The organism is Sphingomonas sp. Leaf257 (assembly GCF_001422185.1).
Classification (GTDB): Bacteria; Pseudomonadota; Alphaproteobacteria; order Sphingomonadales; family Sphingomonadaceae; genus Sphingomonas; species Sphingomonas yabuuchiae.
Genome location: NZ_LMMH01000032.1, coordinates 63,899 through 87,666 on the forward strand (window position 1 = coordinate 63,899; position 23,768 = coordinate 87,666).

General features: G+C 67.3%; 17 protein-coding genes. 12 read left to right on the forward strand and 5 right to left on the reverse strand.

Translation table 11 applies throughout. The annotated features are described in order from the left end of the window. Positions 1 to 19 precede the first annotated feature (19 nt). The 3 genes from ASF14_RS13110 to ASF14_RS13120 are packed head-to-tail and all read left to right on the forward strand — an operon-like array spanning position 20 to position 2,209. Positions 20 to 286 (forward strand): iron transporter, encoded by a 267-nt coding sequence (locus ASF14_RS13110; RefSeq protein WP_156361183.1) that lies wholly within the window; start codon positions 20 to 22, stop codon positions 284 to 286. After that, positions 283 to 1,842 carry a PepSY-associated TM helix domain-containing protein gene (locus ASF14_RS13115; protein ID WP_056435659.1) on the forward strand — a complete coding sequence of 520 codons (1,560 nt, stop codon included), beginning with the start codon at positions 283 to 285 and terminating at the stop codon, positions 1,840 to 1,842. Before ASF14_RS13110 ends, ASF14_RS13115 begins: the two co-directional genes overlap by 4 nt. Continuing rightward, entirely contained in the window at positions 1,835 to 2,209 is a 375-nt protein-coding gene (locus ASF14_RS13120) for a DUF3325 family protein (protein WP_056435662.1), read from the forward strand. The genes ASF14_RS13115 and ASF14_RS13120 overlap by 8 nt, the downstream gene beginning before the upstream one ends. Here ASF14_RS13120 and ASF14_RS13125 read toward each other — a convergent pair. Then, positions 2,115 to 3,050: a glutaminase gene (locus tag ASF14_RS13125; protein WP_056436367.1), complete on the reverse strand. Its 936-nt coding sequence runs from the start codon at positions 3,048 to 3,050 to the stop codon at positions 2,115 to 2,117. The genes ASF14_RS13120 and ASF14_RS13125 overlap by 95 nt on opposite strands. A gap of 115 nt (positions 3,051 to 3,165) precedes the next feature. On the opposite strand from ASF14_RS13125, the gene ASF14_RS13130 reads away from it, so the two are divergent. Then, positions 3,166 to 4,458, forward strand: coding sequence for an MFS transporter (locus tag ASF14_RS13130; RefSeq protein ID WP_056435665.1), 1,293 nt, complete (start codon positions 3,166 to 3,168; stop codon positions 4,456 to 4,458). Here the strand turns inward: ASF14_RS13130 and ASF14_RS13135 are convergent. Continuing rightward, positions 4,416 to 5,171: a DeoR/GlpR family DNA-binding transcription regulator gene (locus tag ASF14_RS13135; protein WP_056435668.1), complete on the reverse strand. Its 756-nt coding sequence runs from the start codon at positions 5,169 to 5,171 to the stop codon at positions 4,416 to 4,418. The two genes, ASF14_RS13130 and ASF14_RS13135, sit on opposite strands and share 43 nt — an antisense overlap. Before the next feature lie 152 nt (positions 5,172 to 5,323). Beyond that, positions 5,324 to 8,119: a TonB-dependent receptor gene (locus tag ASF14_RS13140; protein WP_056435671.1), complete on the reverse strand. Its 2,796-nt coding sequence runs from the start codon at positions 8,117 to 8,119 to the stop codon at positions 5,324 to 5,326. A gap of 201 nt (positions 8,120 to 8,320) precedes the next feature. On the opposite strand from ASF14_RS13140, the gene ASF14_RS13145 reads away from it, so the two are divergent. From ASF14_RS13145 to ASF14_RS13155, 3 genes are all read left to right on the forward strand, one after another. Further along, positions 8,321 to 9,544 carry a histidine-type phosphatase gene (locus ASF14_RS13145; protein WP_056435674.1) on the forward strand — a complete coding sequence of 408 codons (1,224 nt, stop codon included), beginning with the start codon at positions 8,321 to 8,323 and terminating at the stop codon, positions 9,542 to 9,544. A gap of 87 nt (positions 9,545 to 9,631) precedes the next feature. Next, positions 9,632 to 10,312, forward strand: a complete 681-nt coding sequence (locus ASF14_RS13150; protein WP_201780595.1) for a response regulator transcription factor — start codon at positions 9,632 to 9,634, stop codon at positions 10,310 to 10,312. Then, entirely contained in the window at positions 10,309 to 11,670 is a 1,362-nt protein-coding gene (locus ASF14_RS13155) for a sensor histidine kinase (RefSeq protein WP_156361184.1), read from the forward strand. Before ASF14_RS13150 ends, ASF14_RS13155 begins: the two co-directional genes overlap by 4 nt. A gap of 203 nt (positions 11,671 to 11,873) precedes the next feature. Here ASF14_RS13155 and ASF14_RS13160 read toward each other — a convergent pair whose 3' ends face one another. Beyond that, positions 11,874 to 14,282, reverse strand: coding sequence for a TonB-dependent receptor (locus ASF14_RS13160; protein WP_082442251.1), 2,409 nt, complete (start codon positions 14,280 to 14,282; stop codon positions 11,874 to 11,876). A gap of 109 nt (positions 14,283 to 14,391) precedes the next feature. Then, positions 14,392 to 16,860, reverse strand: coding sequence for a DUF3772 domain-containing protein (locus tag ASF14_RS13165; protein ID WP_330218789.1), 2,469 nt, complete (start codon positions 16,858 to 16,860; stop codon positions 14,392 to 14,394). 196 nt (positions 16,861 to 17,056) lie between these two features. On the opposite strand from ASF14_RS13165, the gene ASF14_RS13170 reads away from it, so the two are divergent. From ASF14_RS13170 to ASF14_RS13190, 5 genes are all read left to right on the forward strand, one after another. Beyond that, positions 17,057 to 18,616 (forward strand): sensor histidine kinase, encoded by a 1,560-nt coding sequence (locus tag ASF14_RS13170; RefSeq protein ID WP_168371529.1) that lies wholly within the window; start codon positions 17,057 to 17,059, stop codon positions 18,614 to 18,616. Next, positions 18,613 to 18,996 (forward strand): response regulator, encoded by a 384-nt coding sequence (locus ASF14_RS13175; RefSeq protein WP_056435683.1) that lies wholly within the window; start codon positions 18,613 to 18,615, stop codon positions 18,994 to 18,996. Before ASF14_RS13170 ends, ASF14_RS13175 begins: the two co-directional genes overlap by 4 nt. Further along, positions 18,993 to 19,769 carry a Crp/Fnr family transcriptional regulator gene (locus ASF14_RS13180; RefSeq protein WP_082442268.1) on the forward strand — a complete coding sequence of 259 codons (777 nt, stop codon included), beginning with the start codon at positions 18,993 to 18,995 and terminating at the stop codon, positions 19,767 to 19,769. The genes ASF14_RS13175 and ASF14_RS13180 overlap by 4 nt, the downstream gene beginning before the upstream one ends. Before the next feature lie 194 nt (positions 19,770 to 19,963). Next, complete coding sequence (locus ASF14_RS13185) at positions 19,964 to 22,639, forward strand: TonB-dependent receptor (RefSeq protein ID WP_236697067.1); 2,676 nt, start codon at positions 19,964 to 19,966, stop codon at positions 22,637 to 22,639. Beyond that, on the forward strand, positions 22,639 to 23,733 hold the full coding sequence (locus tag ASF14_RS13190) for a phosphatidylinositol-specific phospholipase C1-like protein (protein WP_236697068.1): 1,095 nt from the start codon (positions 22,639 to 22,641) through the stop codon (positions 23,731 to 23,733). The genes ASF14_RS13185 and ASF14_RS13190 overlap by 1 nt, the downstream gene beginning before the upstream one ends. The last annotated feature ends 35 nt before the right edge of the window (positions 23,734 to 23,768 follow it).

Consider the following 23,768-nt stretch of genomic DNA (forward strand, 5'->3'; position numbering starts at 1 on the left):
TTGGCGGAGCGGCTTCGCCATGGCTTGGCGCTGGATCACGGCGATTCTCGGTGGTTATGCCTTTGCCGTCGCCGCCGCGATGCTGACCGCGCGCCTGCTCCCCGCGCCCGATGCGACGGCGCGGGTCGAGGCGACCGGCTGGCCGATGATCCTGTCCTTCCTGCTCTATGCCGGGATCGGCCTCTGGGCGCTGCACGAGGTCCGGCTGGGCCGGGTCAGCGCGGTGATCTGGGGCGGGGCGATCGTGATGGCGGTGACGCTCAAGCTGCTGGGCGTGCGGCCGTGAGCGCTGCGGCGGCGCGGCGCGGGCTGCGACAGACCATGGCCTGGGCGCATGGCTGGCTGGGCCTGATCTCCGGGTGGATCCTATTCACCATGTTCCTGACCGGCACCTCGGCCTATTTCCGCCCCGAGATCACCCGCTGGATGCAGCCGGAAATCCGTGCCGAGGCCGCCCCGCCGGCGCAGGCGGCGGACTCGGCGGTCCGTTACCTGTCGCGGGTCGGGCCGGACGATCGGCAATGGTATATCTACCTGCCCGACGCGCGCACGGTCGCGACGCGCATCTTCCGCATCCCCGCCAAGCCCGATCCCAAGATGCGCGGCGACGAGCTGGACCTCGATCCGGTCAGCGGCGCCCCCCTGACCGCGCGCGAGACCAAGGGCGGCGAGCAATTCTATCGTTTCCATTTCCAGCTTCAGCTGCCGCACCCCTGGGGTCGCTGGCTGGCGGGGCTGTGCGCGATGGCCATGCTGGGCGCGATCATCTCGGGCGTCATCACGCATAAGCGCATCTTCGCCGACTTCTTCACGTTGCGCTGGAACAAGGGGCAGCGCAGCTGGCTCGACGCGCACAATGTCTCGGCGGTGCTCGGCCTGCCCTATCATGCGATGATCACCTATACCGGGCTGATCACGCTGGTGACGATGTACATGCCCTGGCCGGTGCTGATGAACTATGCCTCGCCAGCCCAGTTCATGCAGACCGCCTATGGCACCCCGGCCGACGTGCCCGCCAGCGGCGTACGGCGTCCGCTGGTCGCGATCGCGCCGCTGGTGCGCGATGCCGAACAGCGGCTGGGCGGGCCAGCCACCCGCGTCATCGTCCAGAATCCCGGCGATGCGGCGGCGCGTATCACCATCGCCCAAGCCAAGCGCGGCGCGATCAATTCGCGTACCCCCATCGCCACCTATGACGGCGCGACCGGCCGGTTCCTCAGCCGCAGCGGCGATGCCGCCGTCGCGATCGATACGGCGGGCGTCATGCTGGGCCTGCACCTCGCCACCTTCGCCGGACCGGCACTGCGCTGGGCCTATTTCGTGATGGGGCTGACCGGCGCGGCGATGGTCGGCACCGGCCTGCTGCTGTGGACCGCCAAGCGGCGCAAGCCGGGTGCCGCGCCCTTTTTCGGCCTGAAGCTGGCCGAGCGGCTGAACATCGCGGTGATCGCCGCCTTTCCGGCGGGCATGGCCGCCTATCTGCTCGCCAACCGGCTGATCCCCGCCACGCTCGAGGGTCGCGCGGATATGGAAGTGTCGGCGATGTTCTGGACTTGGGGCCTGCTGGCACTGGCGCAGCTCGGCCTGCCCGCACGCCGCGCCTGGACCGTGCTGTTCGCCATCGCCGCCGCCTTCTGGACCGCGATTCCCGTGGTCAACGCGCTGACCACCGCGCGCTGGCTGGTCCCTTCGCTGCTCGACGGCGACCAGCTGTTCGTCGCCTTCGACCTGTCCTGTCTGGCCATCGGCATCGGCTTTGCCGCCGCCGCCCGGATCAGCGCCCGCCCCGCCCCCAAAACCCCCGGCCGGTCGCGCCGGACCATGGAGCCTGCCCATGCTTGATACGATCGCCCTTTGCTTCGTCGGCTTCTGGCTGCTCGCCGCCGGGTCCTATCGCCATGCCAAGGAGGCGGGGACGCTGCATGACGCACGGCTGCGCACCGGATTGAAGCTGCTCGGCGGCGCGGTGCTGCTGGTGGCGCTGTCGGGTTGCGGCACGGCGGTCACGGGCGAGCGGATCGTGCGCATGTTCGGTGCCGCCTCGATCGCGGGCGTCGCGCTCAACCTGATCCTGTCGGTGCGCGCGCAGGCGGCCTTTGCCCCCCTGCGGGCGGTCAACCGGCTTGCGGGTCGAACACGGACCAGCCCGTCCGCTGCACCAGCCGTTCGAGCGCCAGCGTACCAAGCTGTGAATTCCCGCGCGCGTTAAGGCCGGGCGACCAGACGGCGATCGAGGCACGGCCGGGCACGATCGCCAATATGCCTCCGCCCACCCCCGACTTGCCCGGCAGGCCGACGCGAAAGGCGAACTCGCCCGACCCGTCATAATGGCCGCAGCTCATCATCAGCGCATTGATGCGCCGCGCGCGCTGCGGTGACACGACCGAGCGCCCCGCCCCCGGATTGACGCCCCGCGCCATCAGGTAACGCCCCGCCAGCGCCAGCTGCCGACAGCTCATGGCCAGCGCGCAGAAGTGGAAATAGACGCCCAGCACGCGCTCGACGGGGTGATGCAGATTGCCGAAGGCGCGCATGTAATGGGCCAGCGCCTGGTTGCGGTGGCCGGTCTCCATCTCTCCTCGCGCCACGGCGGCGTCGATGACGATGTCGTCCTCCCCCGCCAGCGCACGCACGAAGCGCAGCAACTCGCCGATCGCCTCGCGAGGTTCATGGTTGCCCAGGATCACATCGGCGACGACGATCGCACCTGCATTGATGAACGGATTGCGCGGGATGCCGTGCTCGGTTTCCAGCTGCACGATCGAGTTGAACGCGGTTCCCGACGGTTCGCGCCCCACCCGCCGCCACAGCTGGTCGCCGACCGCGCCCAGCGCCAGGGTCAGCGCGAAGACCTTGGAGATGCTCTGGATCGAGAAGCTCTCCTCGGCATCGCCCGCCAGATGGCACTGGCCGTCCGCCTCGACGATGGCGATGCCGAAACGCTGCGGGTCGATGTCCGACAGCGCGGGGATATAATCGGCGGGCGTGCCCCGGTCGGGGGCTTCGGCCATTTCGGCGGCGATATCGGCGACGATCGCGGACAGGTCCATGGCCCCGTGGTGCCGTGCGCGGGCCGCTTTGTCGAGCGCCGCGAACCCGTCACATACCGACGCTAGGGAGCCGTCGCTTCCTCCCCAAGCCCCAAGACGGACCGACATCAGCATCATGCGCGAAAGGGACACCGCCCCGCCCGCCCCCGGTTTCTGGACGCTCGCCAGCGTCGAGGGATGGGAGCGTTGTGCGATTCAGGGCGCGAAGTCGCTACTGACCCTGTTCCTGGTCACCGACCTGCTGGTCCACGGCCAGGGGGTGATCGGACTGTCCGCCTTGCGCCGCGGGATCGAGGGCGTGACCGGTGCACATGGCGACATCGCCTTCGCCTCGCAGCTTTACGGCCTGTACGGCGCGCTCACCTATCTCGTCCTGCCGCTGGGCGGCTGGATCGCGGATCGCAGCGGGCGGCGGCGGTTCGCCATGTATGTCGGCGCCATGCTGATGACGCTGGGACTGCTCGCGCTGGCCAGCCGCAGCTGGGCGCTACCGGGACTGGCGCTGCTGATCGGCGGGATCGGACTGCTCAAGGGCAATCTGGCCGCCGAGGTTGGGGTGTTGCGAGGACGCGCGGCGGGCGAGCGGCTCTATGCGGCCTATCTCGCGTGCCTGAACGGCGGCGCACTGTCGGGGCCGCTGATCGGCGGCTGGCTGGCGTTGCGGTTCGGATTTGCCGCCGCCTTCGTCGTCATGGCCGCCAGCATGATCGCGGCGATGCTGACCCTGCGCACCGCCCCGCCGGTTCGCCTGCTCGAAGCGCGCGAGGCGGACCATCGCCGCACCGATTGGCCGCGCGTGATCCTCGCGGTCATTGCCGTGACATTGTGCTTCTGTGCCTATGAGCAACTCAACAACATGGTGCTGCTCTGGGCCGAACAGCGCGTCGACCTGACGCTGGGCACCATGACGGTCCCGCCAAGCTGGCTGGCGGCGGCGGACGGGCTGTTCACCATCGCGCTGGCGCTGCTCGCCTATCGCCTCTGGCCGCGCCTGCCGCGTGAGCCGGGCCCGGCGATGAAGCTGGCCGCCGGAGGGATGGCGATGGCGATGGCCTATGTCCTGCTTGCCGGGCTGTCCGGGGGCGCAGCGCAGGTCGGGCTGATCGCGCCGGTCTGCGCCATCGCATTGCTGTCGGTCGGGGTGGTCCTGTCCTGGCCCTCGGCGCTGGCGATCGTCGCTGCCGCCGCGCCGCCGTCACGGCGCGGGCTGATGACCGGGCTGTTCTATCTCCACGGCTTTGTCGCGCATCTGGTGGTCGGGCAGTTGGGCACGCTCTATTCGCGCATGGAGCAACCGCATTTCTGGTTGATCCATGCCGGTTTCGGAATCGCGGGCGCTACGATCGCGCTGCTGATCCCGCGGGGTCAGGCGACGACCACCTCCACCCCGGCCAGCGCCTCGGCATAAGCGGGCGACAGGGGCGCATCGGTCACCAGCATCGCCACCGCATCCAGCGCCGCCACCTGGATGGTGCCGGGCCGGTCGAACTTGCTCTGGTCGGCCGCGATCAGCGTGCGGCGCGAGCGGGCGATCATCATCCGGCACAAGGCCGCCTCGCCCGCATGATAATCGGCGAAACCATGGTCGAGATTGACCGACTCGACGGACAAGATCGCCAGCGCGGGCGTGAACATGCTTAAATATTCGCGCGCGGTGGCATCGAAACAGGCGCGATACTCGTAATCCATCTCGCCGCCCGCCAGCATGATGCGATTGTCGTTGCGCCCGCCCAGCTCGGCGGCGACGCCGACCGCATTGGTCACCACGGTCAGCCTCTGATGATCCCGAAGCGCCCGCGCGACATAATGGCCGGTGGTGCTGGCATCGATATAGATGGTCTGCCCGTCCGCGACGACCTCGGCGACGGCGGCGGCGATCCGCTGCTTGGCCTCGGCATGGCGTTGCAGGCGCGTGGCGAAGGAGCCCTCGGTCTCGACCTTGGCGATCCGCACCGCGCCATGCGCGCGCACGACCGCGCCCGATGCCTCGAGCACCCGCAGCTCGCGCCGCACCGTCTCCTCGGACACCGACAGCGCCTCGGCGAGTTCGCCGATTCCGTGGAACCCGCCCTCGGCAAGATACGCCACGATCTCATGCTGGCGGCGTTGGCGTTTCATCATGTCTGGCAGGTCCTCTCTTCGGGATCATGCTAGCGTGTGACCATGTGGTCAGGAACCCCACACAAAATCGCCGACGGCACAAAGATGCGCCGCCGGCGTAGGTGCGCTCCGGCGCCCATGGGGGCGGGCACCGGATCGGGGAGAGGGTAGGATCAGAAGGCGTAGGTCAGGTTGAGCATGTAGATGCGCCCCGTCTCGACATAACCGCCCTTGCGGTCGTTCGAGAGGTACGCCTTGCGCTCGCTGGTCGTCGCCCAATAGCTGTGTTCGTCGAACAGGTTCTGCACCGACGCGCCGATCGTCAGGCCCGAGGGCAGGACATAGTTGACGATCAGGTTCGAGATGGTGGTCGGCTGGATATAGGTGTCCGGACGGCTGGAGCGCAGATCGTACAGCCGGTCGCCGGTATAATTGTAGTTCCATTCCGCCGACAGCGGGCCATGGGCATAGAACAGCGCGGCATTGTACATGATCTTCGGTGCCTGGGTCATGCGCTGGTCGCGCATCTGGCCGTTGACGAACACCCGCGCCTGCGCGCGCTGCACCGTGACATTGGCCTGGAGACCCAGGCCGTCGAGCAACCCCGGCAGACCCTTTAGCGAGTAACGGCCGAACAGTTCGACGCCGTAGATCTTGCCCGTGGCGTCGGTGGTCAGCTTCGACACCTCGACCCCGCCCTGCTGTTCCGACTGGGGGGCGCCCCAGATGTTATAGTCGCCGCTGGCATTGGTGGTGCCGGTCGCGAACAGGACGTGATTCAGATCCTTGTAGAAGGGGCTGATCGAGAAGAAGTCGGTGCCCTGGCCCTTATATTCGATCGAGGCGTCGTAATTCCACGAGGTCTGCGCATCGAGGTTCGGATTGGGGATGAACACCCCCGTCACCTCGCCCAGGTCGTTGCGCGTCACCTGCGTCGGCCCGAGCAGCAGGTCGAAAGCGGGCCGCGAATAGCTCTTCCGGATCGAGGCACGGATGACCATCGCATCGTTGGGGCGATAATTGGCGATGACGCTCGGCAGCCACTGGTCGTAATGGCGGTCGGAGGTCACGAACGCGCCGCTATTGCCCTGCTCCTGGAAATAGGTGCCCTTGAAGCGGTTATATTCGTAGCGGACGCCCGGCACGACCTCCAGGTCGCCGAACCGCAGCGTCGTCATGACATAGCCCGACAGCCGGTTCTCGCGCCCGTCGAGACGGTTTTCCTTCAGCTTCACCGGGTCCAGTCCGGCGATCTTCGGGCTGGAGAGCTGGCGGACCTGATTCTCGATATAGTCGGTGTCGATCAGGAAGATCGGCACCTGCGCGGCGTTGTTCATGAACCCGCCGAGCAGACGGCCGGGCAGCGAGGTCAGGACCGGGCCGGTCGCGGCATAGCGCGGCGAGTTGCTGCCGTCCGCATTGGGGAAGGTATATTGCAGCGCGCCGTCGTCACCCAGCGCATTGGCATAGCGCTTGGCGTCCTCGACCTTGGCACCCGCCGAGATCGAGACGAGGCCCTGATCGGCATGGTGCCAGGTCGTGTCGAACTGACCCTCCAAGCGGCGTTCCCAGGTATTCTCGAACTGCTGGGTGACGTACCACTGGCGCAGCTTGCTGAGGTCGGTCAGGTACGCCCGCGCCGCGTCGGTCAGGACGACCTGCGGGAAGGTGCGCTGGCCGATCGAGGTGACCATGCGATAGGCCGCCGTGCCCGTGTTATCGGCGGTGCCGATATAGGGACGGCCCGCAAAGCCCGACTGGATACGCAGCGGATAGTCCTGCGACCCGCGCGAATAGGCGCCGTGATAGTCGAAGGTGAAGTCGCCCGAGCGGGTCTGGCCGCCCAGCTTCGACGTCACCAGCTCCTGGTTGCTGTGCTCGGTGCGGAAATAATGCGTCGCGGTCAGGCCGTAATCGGCGCGATAGCCGGCGGCGTCATACGAGCCCTTGTTGGGGTTCGGGTTGATCTGGTCGGGCGCCAGGCTGGTCTGGCGCAGCGCGGTCTGGTCCATCCAGCTCTTCAGATTGTACCGGCCATAGGTGGAGTGCAGGTACAGGTCGGTGCCCTCGCCCTTCCAGTCGAGGTTCAGCGTGCCGCCCATCCGCTCGATGCGGTTCCGGAACGACTGCCACTGGGCACCGCGCGCGAACAGATTGTCGAGATTGTCGCGGATCATGCCGGAGATGTTGTTGTTATACTTCTCCCAGTCATGCTGCACGGCCGTCGACTCGCCCAGCACATGCTTCAGGCCATAATAGGCCGAGGCATAGACGCCGAAATCGCCGAAGCGTTGGGCGGTCTCGACCTGTGCGGTGCCGCCCCAGGGGTCCTGGCGACGCGCATCGGCACGGCCCGCCAGCTGGCCCTGAAGGCGGATCTGGGTGCGGTGGTTGGGCAGGTCGAAGGCGGTGATCGGCACCATGTCGATGATGCCCGCGATCGCGTCGCCGTCGTACTTGGCGGTCGGCGCCTTGTCGACGCGCACCGTCTGGAGCGAGAAGGGCGACAAAAGGTTCATCGAGATGGCGCGGGTGCGCGCATCGGTCTGTGCCAAGCGCACGCCGTCCAGCGAATAGGCGTTGTACGAAGTGTCGAGGCCACGGATCGAGACATATTGCGCCTCGCCGGTCGCCGCCGCGTTGCGCGACTGGTCGACCGAGGAGCTGATGCCCGGCAGGCGGGTCAGCAGGTCGGCCAGGTTCTGCTGCGGCTGAAGGCGCAGTTCCTCGCCCGAGACGACGGTGGCCAGCGACTGGCTGCGCAGCTGTTCGTCCTGCGCATCGACCACCGCCTGGCGATGCCCCTTGACCACCACGTCCTCACCGACCTGTGGATCGGCGGCCGCGACCGCCGGTTCGTCCGGCGCGACGATCGGATCGGCGGCGAAAGCCGGCGCGGCAATCAGGAAGGTCGCGGCGGTGCCGCACAACAGGCGCACGACATGCGCCCGCTTGGCCGAAGCGGTCATGGAATTTCCCCTGGATCAATTTGATGGCGACGCCCCCCAGGACGCCTTCGACGGCCCCGCTAGGGATGGCATGTGACAGCGCGATGACTTATTGACCGAATTTTGATGACTTCTAAAAAATCTTGCCACGACGCTGGCCCAGCCTCGCGAAGCCGTGGCCAATGTCACAGTCCTGACCCGAAATCGGTCCAAAGCCGCGCGATGACCGTCCTTTCCCGCCGCCTGATCGCGCCGCTCGCCCTCTATGCCCTGTCCATGCTGGCCGTGCCGGTCGCGGCGCAGGATGTCCCTGCCCCAAAGGGGCTGACGCTCGACCGGGTGGTGGTGCTGATGCGGCATGGCGTCCGCGCGCCGCTGGACGGCGAGGTGCCGCACGGCACGCGCACCGCCAAGCCCTGGCCGGTCTGGACGACGCCCGAAAGCGAGCTGACCCCGCGCGGGGCCGAGGCGCTGGCCGCCGAGGCGCGGGCCGATCGCGCCGCCTGGATCGCGCGCGGCCTGTTGCCGCAGGGCTGCCCCGCGCCGGGCAGCATCCGCATCCGCACCAACAGCTCGTCCCGCACGATCGCCAGCGGGGAGGCCTATGCCAAGGCGCTGACCCCGGGTTGCGCTTTGCCCGTCGCGCATAGTCCGATGGGCCAGGTCGATCCCCTGTTCGAGCCGCTGCGCGCCCGTGCCACCCGTTTCGATGCCGACGCGGCGGTGGCGGATATCAATCGCTTCACCGGCGGCATGGACGCGTTGGTCGCGCGCTACCGTCCGGCACTTCGGCTGCTGGACCGGGTGCTGGGCTGCGGCGATGCCAAGGGCTGCGATCCGGCAGGCCCGGCACGGCTGACGCCTTCGGCCGATGGCCATGGCATCGACCTCACCGGGCCGATCCGCACCGCCTCGGGCACCGCGCAGGTGCTGCTGCTGCAATATGCCGAAGGGCTGTCGCCCTCGGTCGGCGGCGTGCCGGTCGACGGTAAGATACTGGCACGGCTGGGCACGGTCCATGCCGCGCTGTTCGACGTCTATTCGCGCTCGCCCTATATGGCCGCGCACCAGTCGGCGGCGTTCGGGCGGCACATGATCGACGCGCTGACCGCGAAGGACGGTGCGAAGCTGGACATGCTGGTCGGGCACGACACCAATGTCACCGCGCTGGCCGCCCTGCTCGGCTTCGATCTGGTCGCGCCGGGCTATGCCGTGAACGATGCCGCGCCGGGCGGAGCGATCCTGATCGAGCGCTGGCATGATGCGAAGGGCCGGGCCTTCGTCACCGTCCATTATCGCACCCAGTCGCCCGAAGGGATCCGCGCCCATGCCGCCGCCGTCTCGACACGGTCCGTGACGGTGCGCGGCTGTCCCACCCATGCGCCCTGTCCGCTCGACCGTTTCGTGCGGCTGTTCGGCGAGCGGTTGGCTCCGCTGGCCCAGTGAAATTGGTGGGCTAGGATCGGCAGGGCAGGACTTGCCACCGCGCTTTTGCCCGGTAGGGCGAAGGCGAAGACGGTTTGGAAAGTGACGATGAGCCTGCATTTGCTTCTGGTCGAGGACGACGCCACCTATGCCCATGGCCTCGCCGCCGACCTGATGGGGCTGGGGCACCGGGTCGAACATGTCATCGATGGCCGCTTCGCACTCGCCGTGATCGACCGCGAGCAATATGACGCGGTGATCCTCGACCGGATGATGCCGCGCCTCGACGGGCTGTCGGTGGTCGAGACGCTGCGCGCGCGCGGGATCACCCTGCCCGTCGTCATGCTGACCGCGCTGTCCATGGCGACGGACAAGGTCGACGGGCTGGAAGCGGGCGCGGACGATTATGTCGTCAAGCCGGTCGAGCCGCAGGAACTGGTCGCGCGCATCCAGGCGGTGATCCGGGGCCGCCGCTGGACGGTCAGCGAAACCGACACCATCCGCGCAGGCGACATCGTGGTCAGCCCGACCAGCTTTCGCGCCTGGCGCGGTGGGCAGCCGATCACGCTGGCCAATCTGGAGCTGAAGCTGTTGGCCGAACTGGCACGCCATGCGGGCGAGGTGCTGACCCGCGCCATGCTGATCGAGCGGGTCTGGGGTTATGATTTCGAGCCGGAGACCAATATCGTCGACGTCTATATCCGGCGCCTGCGCATCAAGCTGACCGAGAATGGCGGCGAGGATCCCATCGAAACGGTGCGCGGGATCGGCTATTCGCTGAAACCATGATCAAGCGCGCGATCCGTCGTCTGTCGCTACGCGGGCTGACCATCGCCGTCCTGGCCCTGTTCCTGATCGCCACGGTCGCCACCGGCATCTCGATCCTGGCCGCCAACCGGGTGACGGTCGCACGCGCGGTCGATCGCCGGATCGAGGCGATCGCCGATCTGGTGCTGGAGCGGGACGCGGGCGAGAAGCGGCTCCCCACCCCGCTGCTGCTCGCGCGGATCGCCACCCTGTCGGGGCAGCGCGATACCGGCGATATCGGCCTGTTGCTGCTGGGGGCGGACGGACGGCGGCTGGGCGGCAATATCGCCCCGCGCTCCACCCTGCCGATGGGCCGGTCGGACCTGCGCCAGCGCGACGGGATCATCGGCCTGTCGCATGGCCGCGCGCTGGTTCGCGATGCGGGCGAAGGGCGGCGGCTGGCGGTGGTGGCGGAGACCGAACCGTTCGACAGCCACCGCGCGATGCGGACGCGCATCTATCTGACCGGGTTCGGCTCGATCATCCTGATCGTGGTCGGCGGCGTCATCGCCTTTTCGATGCTGGTCGGCCGCCGCATCGCCGACCAGCGCGCCACGGTAGAGGCGATCATCGCAGGCAATATCCGTCACCGCGTGCCGGTGACCGGATCGGGCGACGAGTTCGACCGCCAGGCCGCCGCCTTCAACCGTATGCTCGATCGCATCGCCGAGCTGATGGACGCGATGCGCAGCCAGTCGAACGACATAGCGCATGACCTGCGCACGCCCCTGTCGCGGCTGCGCGGCCAGCTGGCACGCATGGTCGAGGACGCCCGCGACCCCGCCCAGGCCGAGCGCGCCGGCACCGCGCTGGCCCAGTGCGACGCGCTGCTCGCCATGTTCGCCGCCCTGCTCCGCATCGCCGAGATCGAGGCGGGGCACCGTCAGGCGGGCTTCGCCCCCTTCGACCTGTCCGCGCTGGTCCGCGACACGGGCGCGATGATGATTCCCGTCGCCGAGGATGCGGGCCATTCCCTGAGCATCGCAATCCATGCCGCGCTCCCGGATTTCGTCGGGGATCGGCAGTTGCTGACCCAGGTGCTGGTCAACCTGATCGGCAATGCGATCAAATATGGCGGCGACAGGATCACCATTTCGCTCGACGCTGGCGAAGAGGGCGTGACCTTGAGCGTCACGGATAACGGCCCCGGCATCGCGGCCGAGGATCGCGCCCATGCGCTGCGCCGCTTCGGACGGCTCGACACCGCGCGGGGGGCGACGGGGGGCCATGGCCTGGGCCTGCCGCTGGTCGAAGCGATCGCACGGCTGCATCGCGGGCGGCTGGAACTGGGCGATGCCGCGCCGGGGCTGGTGGTGTCGCTGATCCTGCCCGGCCGATAGCGCAAAGTCGTTCCTCCCCTGCAAGGGGAGGGTGTGCGGCATGGTGGAGGGGCATCACCGATGGTGAGATGCGCCCATCCTCGCCCGCCGTGATACCCCTCCGTCAGGCCTTCGGCCTGCCACCTCCCCTTGCAGGGGAGGAACGATAAACAAAAAAGGGCCACCCCGAAGGGCGGCCCTGAAGTTGGGTATCCGGGTCGGGATCAGAAGCGAACCGTGCCCTCCAGGCCGATGGTGCGCGGCGGGTTGAAGTTGCCATAGTCGCCCAGCGTCGCGGCATTGGCGGCAGAGCGGCGATAGACGAAGCTGTTGTTGAGCAGATTGCGGCTCCACAGCGACAGGGTCATCTTCGTGCCGCCCTCGGTCAGCGGCAGGTCGGCCAGCGCGATGCGGCCGTTCATCACGAAGGTCTTGTCGGTGCGCGTCGTCTCGTTCTGGAAGCTGTAGGCCGGGTCGGCATAGTTGGCGTCCAGGTGGAAACGGACCTTGGCCTCCGAACCTGCCAGCGGCACTTCGTAATCGGCATAGGCCGAGGCGGCGTTGCGCGGCGTATAGACCACGAACACCTGGGTCAGCGCGTTGCCCAGGAACGGGTTCGGCGTCAGCGGCACGTTGGTATAGGTGTAGGCATAGGAGGCGCCGACCGTCATCCCCTCGATCGGGCTGGTCGTGATGTCGGCCTCGACCCCGCGAATCTTGGACGTGCCCGGCGCGTTGCGGGTTTCCTCGGTGTGCAGGTTGTAGGTCGGGCTGGCCGGGTTGGTGTCGACATTGTCGAAGTCGATCTGGGTGCCGGTGCGGTCCATGATATAGCCCGCCAGGTTCAGGCGGACACGCTTGTCGAACAGGTCCATCTTCGACCCGATCTCATAGGACTTGACCGCTTCGGCGCCGAACGAGGCGAAGGTCTGCGACCGGTCATTGGCACCGCCCGCGCGGTAGCCGGTCGAATATTTCGCATAGAGATGGACCGTGTCGGTCGCGTCGAACGCCGCCGTCACCATTGGATCGAACCGGCTGTTGTCGAAGGTGAAGGGGAAGTTGGTCGACTTGCCCTGCACCAGGTACAGCGTGCCGTTGCGCTTGTCGTGGGTGTAGCGGCCGCCCAGCGTCAGGTGGAAGGCGTCGAAGCCCGCCGGGGTATAGGTCGCCTGCGCGAAGGCCGCATAGCTATAGGCGCGGGCGAAGCTGCCGCGCTGGAAGAAGAACGAACCCGGCGCCCAGCCCTGGTTGCCCGAACCGATGGTGCCCAGCGCGGTCTGCGACAGGATGGTGTAGCCGGTGCCGTCCGCATTCCACTGGTTGGTCGACGGGGTCGCCGCCTGCTCGCGGGCGTTTTCGGTGAAGTAGAACAGGCCTGCCACGTAATCGAGCTGCGGCAGGCTGCCGACCGCCTGGAATTCCTGGCTGAACTGGTGCTGCTGCATGAAGGACAGGCTGTAGCGGCTGAACTTGCCGTTGGGCAGGAACACGGTGCGGTGCGCACCGCCCGAATTGTCCCACTGGTCGGTCGACACGCCGCGCCATGCGGTGATCGAGCGCAGCTCCAGGCCCGGCGCCACGTCATAGTTCAGCTTGGCCGAGAAGCCGTGGGTACGGTCGACGCTGTACTGCTGCGGCACGCCGATATCGGCGGTCTTCATGCGATCGTCGCCCGACACGACGACCAGAGGCGACAGCGGCGCGATGGTGCCGGAGGGCAGCTTGCCGCCATTGGCGTTGATCTGCGCGATGGTCGCGACCGGCAGGCCGCGCGGGTTGTAGTTCAGCAGCTGGCTGTAGAAGGGCGAGTTCTCGTCCTTGGCCTGGTCATAGGACAGTTCGGCCGAGAAGCCGTCGACCGGCTTCCACACGGCGGCGACATGGCCGCCCACGCGGTTGTACGCGCCCCAGCCCACGCTGCCCGGCAGCGGGTTCTTCACGAACGGGTTCTGGTGCTGGATCACGCCGTCCAGCTTGATCGAGATATTGTTGAACTCGGGCAGATTGACGTGCGCGGCGGTGTTGTACGCACCGTAATTGCCGAAGCCCGCGGTCAGCGAGCCGCCGAACTTGCCGGTCGGCCTGGCGGTGACGATCGACAGCGCGCCGCCCTCGGTGTTGCGGCCGAACAGCGTGCCCTGCGGCCCGCGCAGCACTTCGACGCGCTCGATGTCGAACAGCGCGGCGTTCAGGCCCTGCGAACGGCCCAGATACACGCCGTCGAAATAGACGCCGACGCCGGTGTCGCGCGCGGTCTGGTTCTGGTCGAACGGCACGATGCCGCGGATACCGACGGTCAGCGCCGACTGGCGCGCCTCGAAGGTGGCGACGCGGAGCGACGGCACGGTGCCGTCGGCCAGGTCGAGCAGGCTCTGGACGTGGCGGTCCTTCAGCACGGTCGGGTCGATGACCGAGATGGCGATCGGCGTCTTCTGAAGGCTGGTCTCGCGCTTGGTCGCGGTGACGACGATGTCCTTCAGCTCACCCGAATCGGTGGCGGGATCGGTCGCCGCGGCGGCGGGGGCCGGATCGGCGGCAGGCTTAGTGTCGGCGGCGAAAGCAGGCGTGGCGGCGAGTGCCAGAAGCGCGGAACCGCCCAGCAGCGCGGCGCGAACGAAATTGGTGTTCATGGTGGTTATTATCCCTATCCCCCGATCGACCTTCCGGTCGTCGCTGGCCGCGCGGATAGGGATGCTCGAAGAAGCTGGTGTTACCTTTTTATGACCAATGCCAACTTGTTCATTTCATCTTGGTTTCATCTTGGCCTGGCGGCGCAGGCGCGGCCGGGCTGGCCGTCCCGCCATGGCGCACCAGTTCCATCTTCTGCGGCAGGGTGCCGATCTCGATATCCTTGTCCCGGAGCGCTGAAAGCAACGCGAACAGCACCGCGCTGCGCGTGCCATAGGCCGCGCGCGGGCTTTCGACATGGGCAAAGCAGTTGAAATGAATGCGCCCGTCGACGATCGAGTCGATGAACGCCTTGGGCGCCGGATCGGCCAGCACCGCCTCCTCGGCGGTGAAACAGTCGAGCACGATGCCCCGGACCATATCCGCATCCGTCTCGATCGGGACCGAGAACTGGATCTGGACGCGCCCCAGCGGCCCGGCGAGCGTCTTGTTGAGCACCGATTTGGTGATCAGTTCGGAATTGGGGACGATCAGCGTCGAATGGTCGGCCAGTTCGATCTCGGTCGAGCGCACGCTGATCCGCTTGACGTCGCCCTCGTCAGTGCCGACCCGGATCAGGTCGCCGATCTTGATCGGCCGCTCGGCCAGCAGGATCAGGCCGGAGACGAAATTCTGGGTGATCGCCTGAAGGCCGAAGCCGATGCCGACCGACAAGGCGGACAGCAGAAGCGCGATCCGCTCCACCCCGATGCCCAGCGACGCCAGTGCCCAGATCACCGCCAGCGCGATGCCGATATAACGCGCGACCAGGCTGACCGAGTTACGCCCCGACCCGTCCAGGTCGGTCGCGGGCAGATAGCGTTGCTCCAGCCAGCGCATGAACAGGCGCACCAGCCCCAGCCCGACGAACAGCACCACCAGCCCGCGCAGGATCGCACCGGGCGAGATCCAGACATTGCCGATCTTGACCCCGTCGGCGACGCTGGTGATCTGGTCGAACACCGCCCCCGGATCGCCGCTCGCCCCGAACGGCTGGAGCAGCACGCCCAGCGTCAGCAGCACCAGGACCAGCCGGATCATGCCCGACAGGACCAACCCGAACTGGTCGATCATGCTGCCGCGTACGCCCAGCGCGCGGGTCAGGGTTACGCCGACCTTGCTGTCGCGCACGAAGACCGAGGTCGCGATATCATCGGCGGCCACCAGCATCAGATAGAGCGCCGAGCCGAGCAGCACGGTCCACCCGATCATCAGCGCGACGAACCAGCTGAACCAGATATAGCCGACCAGCAGCGCCAGCCCGGCCACCCCGACCGCGATCCAGGCGACGAGCGTCGCGACACTCAGTCCCGCACTGACCCCGGCATGGGTCGCGGCATCCTCCTGCGCGATGCGGCGGGCGCGCAACTGGCCCAGCACCACCAGGGTCGCGACGATCAGCAACAGGTGAAGCAGCGCCTCGACCGCCTGGCTGGCGATCACCGCGCTGCGGCTGCTGCCGATCGCGCCCTCGAACGACATCACCATCGTGGTGATGAAGGTCAGCAGGGTCAGGCCCCAGGACAGGGGCCGCAGCCGCTGCGCCGTTTCATTGTCGAGCGGCGCGATCCGCCACGAGGGCTGGCTGCGCATCAGGACCGCGCCGGTCACCGCCGCGGTGAATCCCGCCACGCCCGAGGCGAAGACGAAACCGTCGAGGAAACTCGTCCAACGCTGTGGCAGCAACCCTGCCCAGCGCAGCCCCTGGACAAAGATGAAGGCGGCGGCGAGCGGGCAGAGCGTGCCCACCGCCACCCGCCAGAAGGTATAGGCCGAGCGCCGCACCCGGCTGGGCGGCGCCTCGGCGATCAGACGGCGTTGCGCCAGCCGGTGTCCGCCCAGCCGTACCGGGCCGATCAGCATGACCGCCAGGGCAAAGCCCAGCAGCGCCTGCCACGGGATGCCGCCGCGCCATTGCTGCGCGATCTGTTCGCCGCCCTGTTTCAGGAACAGCCCGACCCGCCGCCAGTCGCGCGGGGCCTGTTCCAGCACGATGGTCCAGAAGGCGGGGCTCAGCGGCGACGGCGCCTTGGACGACAATTTCTCGTTGAACTGCGCGGCCTTGCTCTGATCGATCTCGTCGACCAGCTGCCCCGCCTCGACCCCTGCCAGCCGCCCGCGCTTGATCGCCGCGTCGATGGTCGAACGCAGCAGCGACAGCGCCTTGCGCTGCGCGACCAGCTCGGGGGCCTCCGCCTCGCCCGGCGTCGGCGTGCCCAGCCCGGTGATCCGCGCATTCACCAGCGCCAGCTGCTCGGTCAGGTCGGACACCGCCTGGTCGGTCGAGTCCTTGGCGCCCTGCGCCCGGTCGCGCAGTTCGCGCCGGTCGTCATCATCGACCTTGGAGTCGAGCGCCCGGTCGACCGCGCGCACCTCCGCCTCGGCCTCGGCGATACGGGTGGCGGAGGCCGCCGCAGGATTGCCCTGCGCCGACACCGGCATGCCCGTTCCGACCAGCCCGACCATGATGCAGGCCAGGACGAGGAAGCGCAGGACAGCGGAGGGCGCGTGACAGGACAGCGTGAAAGAGGACCGGGACATGGGGCATGCTCATAACCCCCCGCCGCCGGTCAGGCGAGAGGCTGAGGGTTCCGCTATTCCATTCGGTCCATCCCGGACATTTGCCAGTTGATCCGAAATCGTGTGTATCGGGGAGCCCGCACCGGCCGGGATCGTTGACGCCGATCGGACCATTTCGCGCATGACTGAACTCGCCTCCCTTCATGGGCAAACGCCCTTGTCCGCTCCCCCCAGGGGGCCGCTGCCGCATGACTCGCATGTGCTGGCGGGGATCAACCGCATCCTGCAGGAAGCGCTGCGCGCCTCGACCGAAGAGGAGTTGGGCCAGCTGTGCCTGGCGGTGGCCGAGGACCTGACCGGCGCGGCGTTCAGCTTTTTCGGCGAGCGGCGGGACTCGCACGACCGGCTGGATCATATCGCGATCAGCGAGCGCGGCTGGGCCGCCTATGCGGGCGACGATCCCGACTTCAGCCAGCGCCAGCTGCCCAACGGCATGAAGATCCACGGCATTTTCGGCCAAGTGATCCTTCAGGATCGCAGCATGATCGTGAACGACCCCGCCAACCACCCCGACCGGGTGGGCACGCCGGAGGGTCATCCCATGTTGCGCAACTTCCTGGGCGTGCCACTGCGCCGCGATGGCGAGACCTTCGCGATGTTCGCCCTGGGCAACCATCCCACCGGCTTTACCGAGCGCGAACGCGCCATCGCCGAGGAACTGGCCCCCGCCATCGTCCAGGCCCTGTTGCGCAAGCGGGCCGAAGTGGCCTCGCGCGCCAGCCAGCGGCGGTTGCTGAGCCTGATCGAGGGTATTCCGCAACTGGTCTGGACGGCGACGCGCGACGGGCAATGGACCTGGGTCAGCCCGCAATGGGTCGCCATGACGGGGCTCAGCGTCGAGGAAAGCCTGGGCCATGGCTGGCTGGCTGCCGTCCATCCCGACGACCGCGATGCCGCGCGGCGTTTCTGGAACGGCGCGGGCGAGCATGGCGAGCTGGCGATGGAGGGGCGGTTGCGCCATGGCCAGACCGGCCGATATCGCTGGTTCAAGACACGCGCGACGCCGGTGCGCGACGATCACGGCACCATCGTCGAATGGTTCGGCACCTCGACCGATATCGACACGCTGCGCCGTCTTCGCGAGCGGCAGGAGACGCTGGTCGCCGAGTTGCAGCACCGGGTCCGCAACATCCTGACCATCGTCCGTTCGATCTTCACGCGCACCGTCGAGAGCGGCGGGCCGATCGACGAGATTTCGGATCATTTCCGCGGACGGCTCGACTCGCTGGCGCGTACCCAGGTGGTCGCGACCCAGACACGGTCGGGCCGCGTGGACTTGGAAAACCTGATCCGCGACGAGCTATTGGGTGTGGGCGCTATCGAGGATGACCGGCTGTCGATCGAAGGGCCGGACATCTCGCTGCCCGCGGATACGGCAGAAACCATGGGTCTGGCGATCCACGAACTGACCACCAATGCCCTGAAATATGGGGCGCTGCGCCATCCCGCCGGACGGTTGTCGATCGCGTGGGCGATCGAACTTAAATCAAATAGCGAATGCGAACTGATTGTAAAATGGGATGAAACGGGTGTACCAGCAATGCCGGTCCCGCCTGTACGTCAGGGATTCGGGACCGAGTTGATCCGCGAGGCCTTGCCTTATGGGCTGGGCGCACGGACCAGACTGGAATTTCGCGGTGGCGGCGTCCTATGTGTGATAACGCTACCATGGGCTGCAGATGACGCCGACGCGTTGAACCGGAGCACCGAGGGATGAACCGCCGATCGCCGCTGGCCGACAAGCGTATCCTCGTGGTCGAGGACGAGTATTTCATTGCCCGCGACCTGGAGCGCGCGCTGCGCGCCGCCGATGCCATCGTGGTCGGCCCCGTCGCCACGCTGGAACAGGGGCTCGACCTTGCCGAGAACCAGCCGCTCGACGCGGCGGTGCTCGACGTCAATCTGGCGGGCGAACGCGCTTTCGAAATCGCCGACTGCCTGTCGGCGCGCGACGTGCCCTGGACCTTCCTGACCGGCTATGACGAATGGGCGCTGCCCGCCCCCTATCGATCGGCCTCGATCGTCGCCAAGCCGTTCCAGCCCGATCGCATCATCCGCGCGATCGGCGCCTTGATCCCCGACAAAGGATGCGCATGACCTCTTCCTCCGCCGCCCTGTCGTCCTCCCCGTCCTCGGCCGCCGCGTCTGAGGGGATTGCCGCCGCCGCGATCCGTCGGTTGACCGCGCTGACGCCGCTGGCCGACGCGGACCTCACGCTGCTCGACGCCGCCGCCGACCGGGCACTGACGTATCCGGTGCGCCACACCTTCCAGACGATCGGCCGTCCGGTGGCCGACCCGCTGCTGCTGTTGCAGGGCTGGGCCGCGCGGGTGCGGATCCTGCCCGACGGGCGGCGGCAGTTCATGAGCTTCTACCTGCCGGGCGACGTCATCGGTTCGACGCATCATGCGCACCCCATCGCCTCCGCGACGGTGGTGGCCATCACCGAATGCGTCGCCTGCCCCGCCCCCACCGCCCCGACAGGATCGGGACTGGCCCAGGCCTATGCCGTCGGCGAGGCGCTGGACGAGGCCTATCTGCTGGGCCATGTCGTCCAGCTCGGCCGACTGAACGCGCAGGAGCGGATCAGCGATTTCCTGCTCGAAATCTATGAGCGGCTGTCGCTCGCCGGGCTGACCGTGGGCGGCAGTTTCGAGATGCCGCTGACCCAGGAAATGCTGGCCGATGCGCTGGGCCTGACCCCGGTGCACGTCAACCGGATGATCCAGCAGGCGCGGCGCGACGGCGACCTGATGTGGAAATCGGGCCGCGTCCTGCTCCGCGATCCCGAACGCACCGCGCGTACCATCGGCCGATTGAGCCCGCAGGTGACCGGCACCCAGACCATGCCGCAGGCGAGAGTGGACTGACGCGGAAATTCCTCCCCTTGCCGGGGAGGAATCAAGCCGTTCGGATCATCATTCACCATTCCCGCATCATTCTGATGACTTTCTGACCCGTTCAGCCTGTTTCACACAGTCGTCATCAATTTTACGCCAAGCTGACACCGACCGATCCTAACGCCCCCGCCGAACCGGCAAGACAGCCGATGGGGGATCAAGACATGCTGACGTTTCGCGGCCTGCTGAAGGCATCGGTTTCGCTTATTCTGGTGACGGGCCCGCTCGCCGCCCATGCGCAGGACAGCGCAGGCACCGCCGCCGCCGCGCCGCAGGCCGCGCAGGCGACCGATGCCGACGCCGTGGGCGAGGATATCGTCGTCAACGGCACCTATGCGCGCAGCCTGGCGGCAGGCATCGAGACCAAGCGCCGTGCCGCTTATGGTGTCGACTCGATCAGCTCGACCGATATCGGCAAGTTCCCGACCCAGAACGTCGCCGAAGCATTGCAGCTCGTCCCCGGCGTGGCGATCACCCGCCCGCGCGGCGAGGGCCTGTATGTCAGCGTCCGTGGCCTGGGGCCGCAGTTCCAGAACACGCTGATGAACGGCCGCACCGTCGCGCTGAACGACCTGATCGAAAATGGCGGTGCCGCCGGGCGTCAGTTCCGCTTCGAGATGCTGCCCGCCGAGTTCACCTCCAGCATCGACGTGGTGAAGACGCCGACCGCCGACATGAGCGAGGGCGCGCTGGGCGGCAATATCGACGTGAAGACCTTCCGCCCGCTGGAGGTCGGCAACAAGACGACCGTCAACATTCGCGGCACCTATACGACCCAGACCAAGGATGTCCGCCCCAACGTCACCGTGCTGACCAGCGCGAAGAACGGCGACGGCACCTTCGGCATCCTCGCGGGCGCGCAGTACTGGGGCAAGACGGTCCGCAACGACCGCTTCATGAATTTCGGCTGGCTGACCGACCGCTACACGGCGGCCAACAAGGGCGGCATTCCCGCCGGTCTCTACTCGCCGACCCGGACCCGTCCGACCGTCGAGACCGAGGATCGCAAGCGCATCTCGGGCATCGTCTCTGCCCAGTGGCAGCCGACGCCCGAGCTCCAGACGACGCTCGACATGGTCGCGACGCGCCTGGACGTCGCCTATGACGAGTTCGGCCTCGACATCTATCCCGATGACGGCGGCACGGCGGGCGGCCCCCCGGCACAGATCCAGCCGGGCTATACGGTCGTCGGCGATACGATCACCAAGGCGACGATCAACAATGTCCGCTTCATGGGCACGCGCGAATACAGCCTCAACCGCCACGACCTGCTGACCGTCGGGCTGAAGCAGACGTGGAACCCCGATCGCTGGCATGTCGCCGCCAACGTCAACTGGTCGGCGGCGCACAGCTATCACCCCGATTACCGCACCGGCACGGTGCGCAGCCGCGCCTATTTCGTCGCGCCGCTGACCTATGACGCGAGCGCCGGTTACCAGTCGGTGCCGACCTTCACCACGCCGGTCGATGTCACCAACCCGGCCAATTACAAGCTCTTCCAGTTCAACATCGCGCCGAAGGACAGCAAGGACTGGGACTTCTATTCGCGCCTCGATGTCGGTCATGATTTCGACGGTTTCCTGTCGAAGCTGCAGGCGGGCGGCGAATATCACTGGCGCAAGCGCGACTATTTCCGCCGCGATTACCTGATCGACACCGCGACCAACCAGCCGCTGACCAACCTGGGCGCGGGCGCGTATCAGCAGCTTCCCTATGACGACTTCCTGTCCGGCGTGTCGGGCAACGGCTTCCGCAACTGGCTGGTGCCCGTCAGCCAGGCCTATGTCGGCAATTTCTTCACCCCCGCCATCCAGGCGCAGCCGATCACCAATGGCGACCGCCGTTCATCCTTCGTCGTGTCGGAAAAGATCGCGGCGGCCTATGTCCGCGCCGATTACCAGTTCGACGCAGGCGCGGTGCCCGTCACCGGCAATCTGGGTGTCCGCTATGTCCACACCGATCAGGTGGCCAGCGGCACGCTGACCAGCGGCAATCTCGCTACCCCGGTCAGCTACCCCAAGACGTTCAACAACGTCCTGCCCAGCTTCAACCTGCGCGCCGACCTGTCGCCGTCGCTCGTCGGTCGCCTGGCCGCCAGCCGGGTGCTGACCCGTCCCAACGTCACCGACACCGCGCCGCGCATCACCGTGTCGACCGACGCGCCGACCGCCAGCGGCGGCAACCCGCAGCTGGTGCCGTTCCTCGCCACCCAGTTCGACGGGTCGCTGGAATGGTATTTCGCGCCCTCGGGCATGCTGTCGGGTGCGGTCTTCTACAAGGCGATGGACAATTACATCACCCAGTCGAATACCGAGATCACTATTCCGGGTCGCGGCACCGTCCGCCTGTCCAGCTCGGTCAATGGCGGCAATGCCAAGGTCTACGGTGCGGAAGCGGCATACAGCCAGGTCTTCACCTTCCTGCCCGAACCGTTCGACGGCTTCGGTGTGCAGGGCAGCTACACCCATACCGAGGTGAAGGCCGATTACACGGCGGGGTCGCGCACCATCAAGGACCAGCTGATCGGCCTGTCGAAGAACAGCTTCAACCTGGTCGGCTTCTACGACAAGGGGCCGCTGTCGGCGCGCCTCTCCTATGTCTGGCGCGACAAATATCTGTCGAGCACGGGCAGCACGGTGCAGGCACCCACTTACGTCGCCGCCTTCGGTTCGCTCGACGGCCAGCTCTCGGTGCGCGCCGCCGACAATCTGACGCTCAGCCTGGAGGCAATCAACATCGCGGGCGCGCATCAGGATACCTATAACGACAATGCTCTGCGCTTCGGCGAGATCAACTATTACGGCCGGACGATCCTGTTCGGCATCCGGGCGGAGTTCTGATGAAGGCTTTCCTCACCCTGGCGGCGGTCCTTGCGACCGCCGCCGCTCCGGCGCCGCAAGCAGGCTTGCGGATGAACGACATCCAGGTCGTCGGATCGCACAACAGCTATAAGAAGCGGATCGCGCCTGCGGTCTTCGCCGAACTGGAGCGGCGTGACCCGAAGCTCGCCGCCGCGCTGGATTACGATCACCTGACGCTCGCACAGCAGCTCGACCAGGGCGTCCGCCAGTTGGAGATCGACATCTTCGCCGATCCCGAAGGCGGGCGCTTCGCCCATCCCAAGGGCGAGGCGTTGGCCAAGGCGGCGGGCGAGCAGACCGGCTTCGACGAGGCCGCCATGCTGAAGCCCGGCTTCAAGGTCTTTCACATTCCCGAAGTCGACTACCGCTCCTGCGGCACCTTCAAGCAGTGCATCGGCCAGATCGACGCCTGGTCGCGCGCGCATCCGCACCACGTGCCGATCATGGTGACGATCAACGCCGCCGACCGGCCGATCAACAAGCCCGGCGTCACCGATCCGCTGCCGCTGACCGCGCCGCTGCTCGACGCGCTGGATGCGGAAATCCGCGACGTGCTGACGCCCGACCGGATCATCGCGCCCGATGACGTACGCGGCAATGCGAAGACCTTGCGTGAAGCCGTCACGACCAAGGGCTGGCCGACGCTGGAGCAGGCGCGCGGGAAAATCTACTTCGTCCTCGATACCCCCGGCGACGTGTCAGACCGTTACCGCGCCGGGCATCCTTCGCTCAAAGGCCGCCCGATCTTCGGCTGGTACGACACCGACCAGCCCGAGGCTTCGGTCGAGATCGTCGGTGATCCGCGCACCGACGGGGCCAAGATCACGGAATGGGTGAAACAGGGCTTCATCGTCCGCACCCGCAGCGACGCCGACACGGTCGAAGCCCGCACCAACGATCATGCCCGCCAACAGGCCGCGATCGACAGCGGCGCGCAGGCGGTGTCGACCGACTATTATCCCGGCGCGCCGACGCGGGCGTGGCAGCGGGGCTTCACGGTAACGCTGCCGGGCGGGGTGATGGAGCGGTGCAACCCGGTGACCCAGCCGGTCGACTGCAAGCTGCCGAAGTAAAATCCTCCCCGGCACGGGGAGGTGGCAGCGCGCAA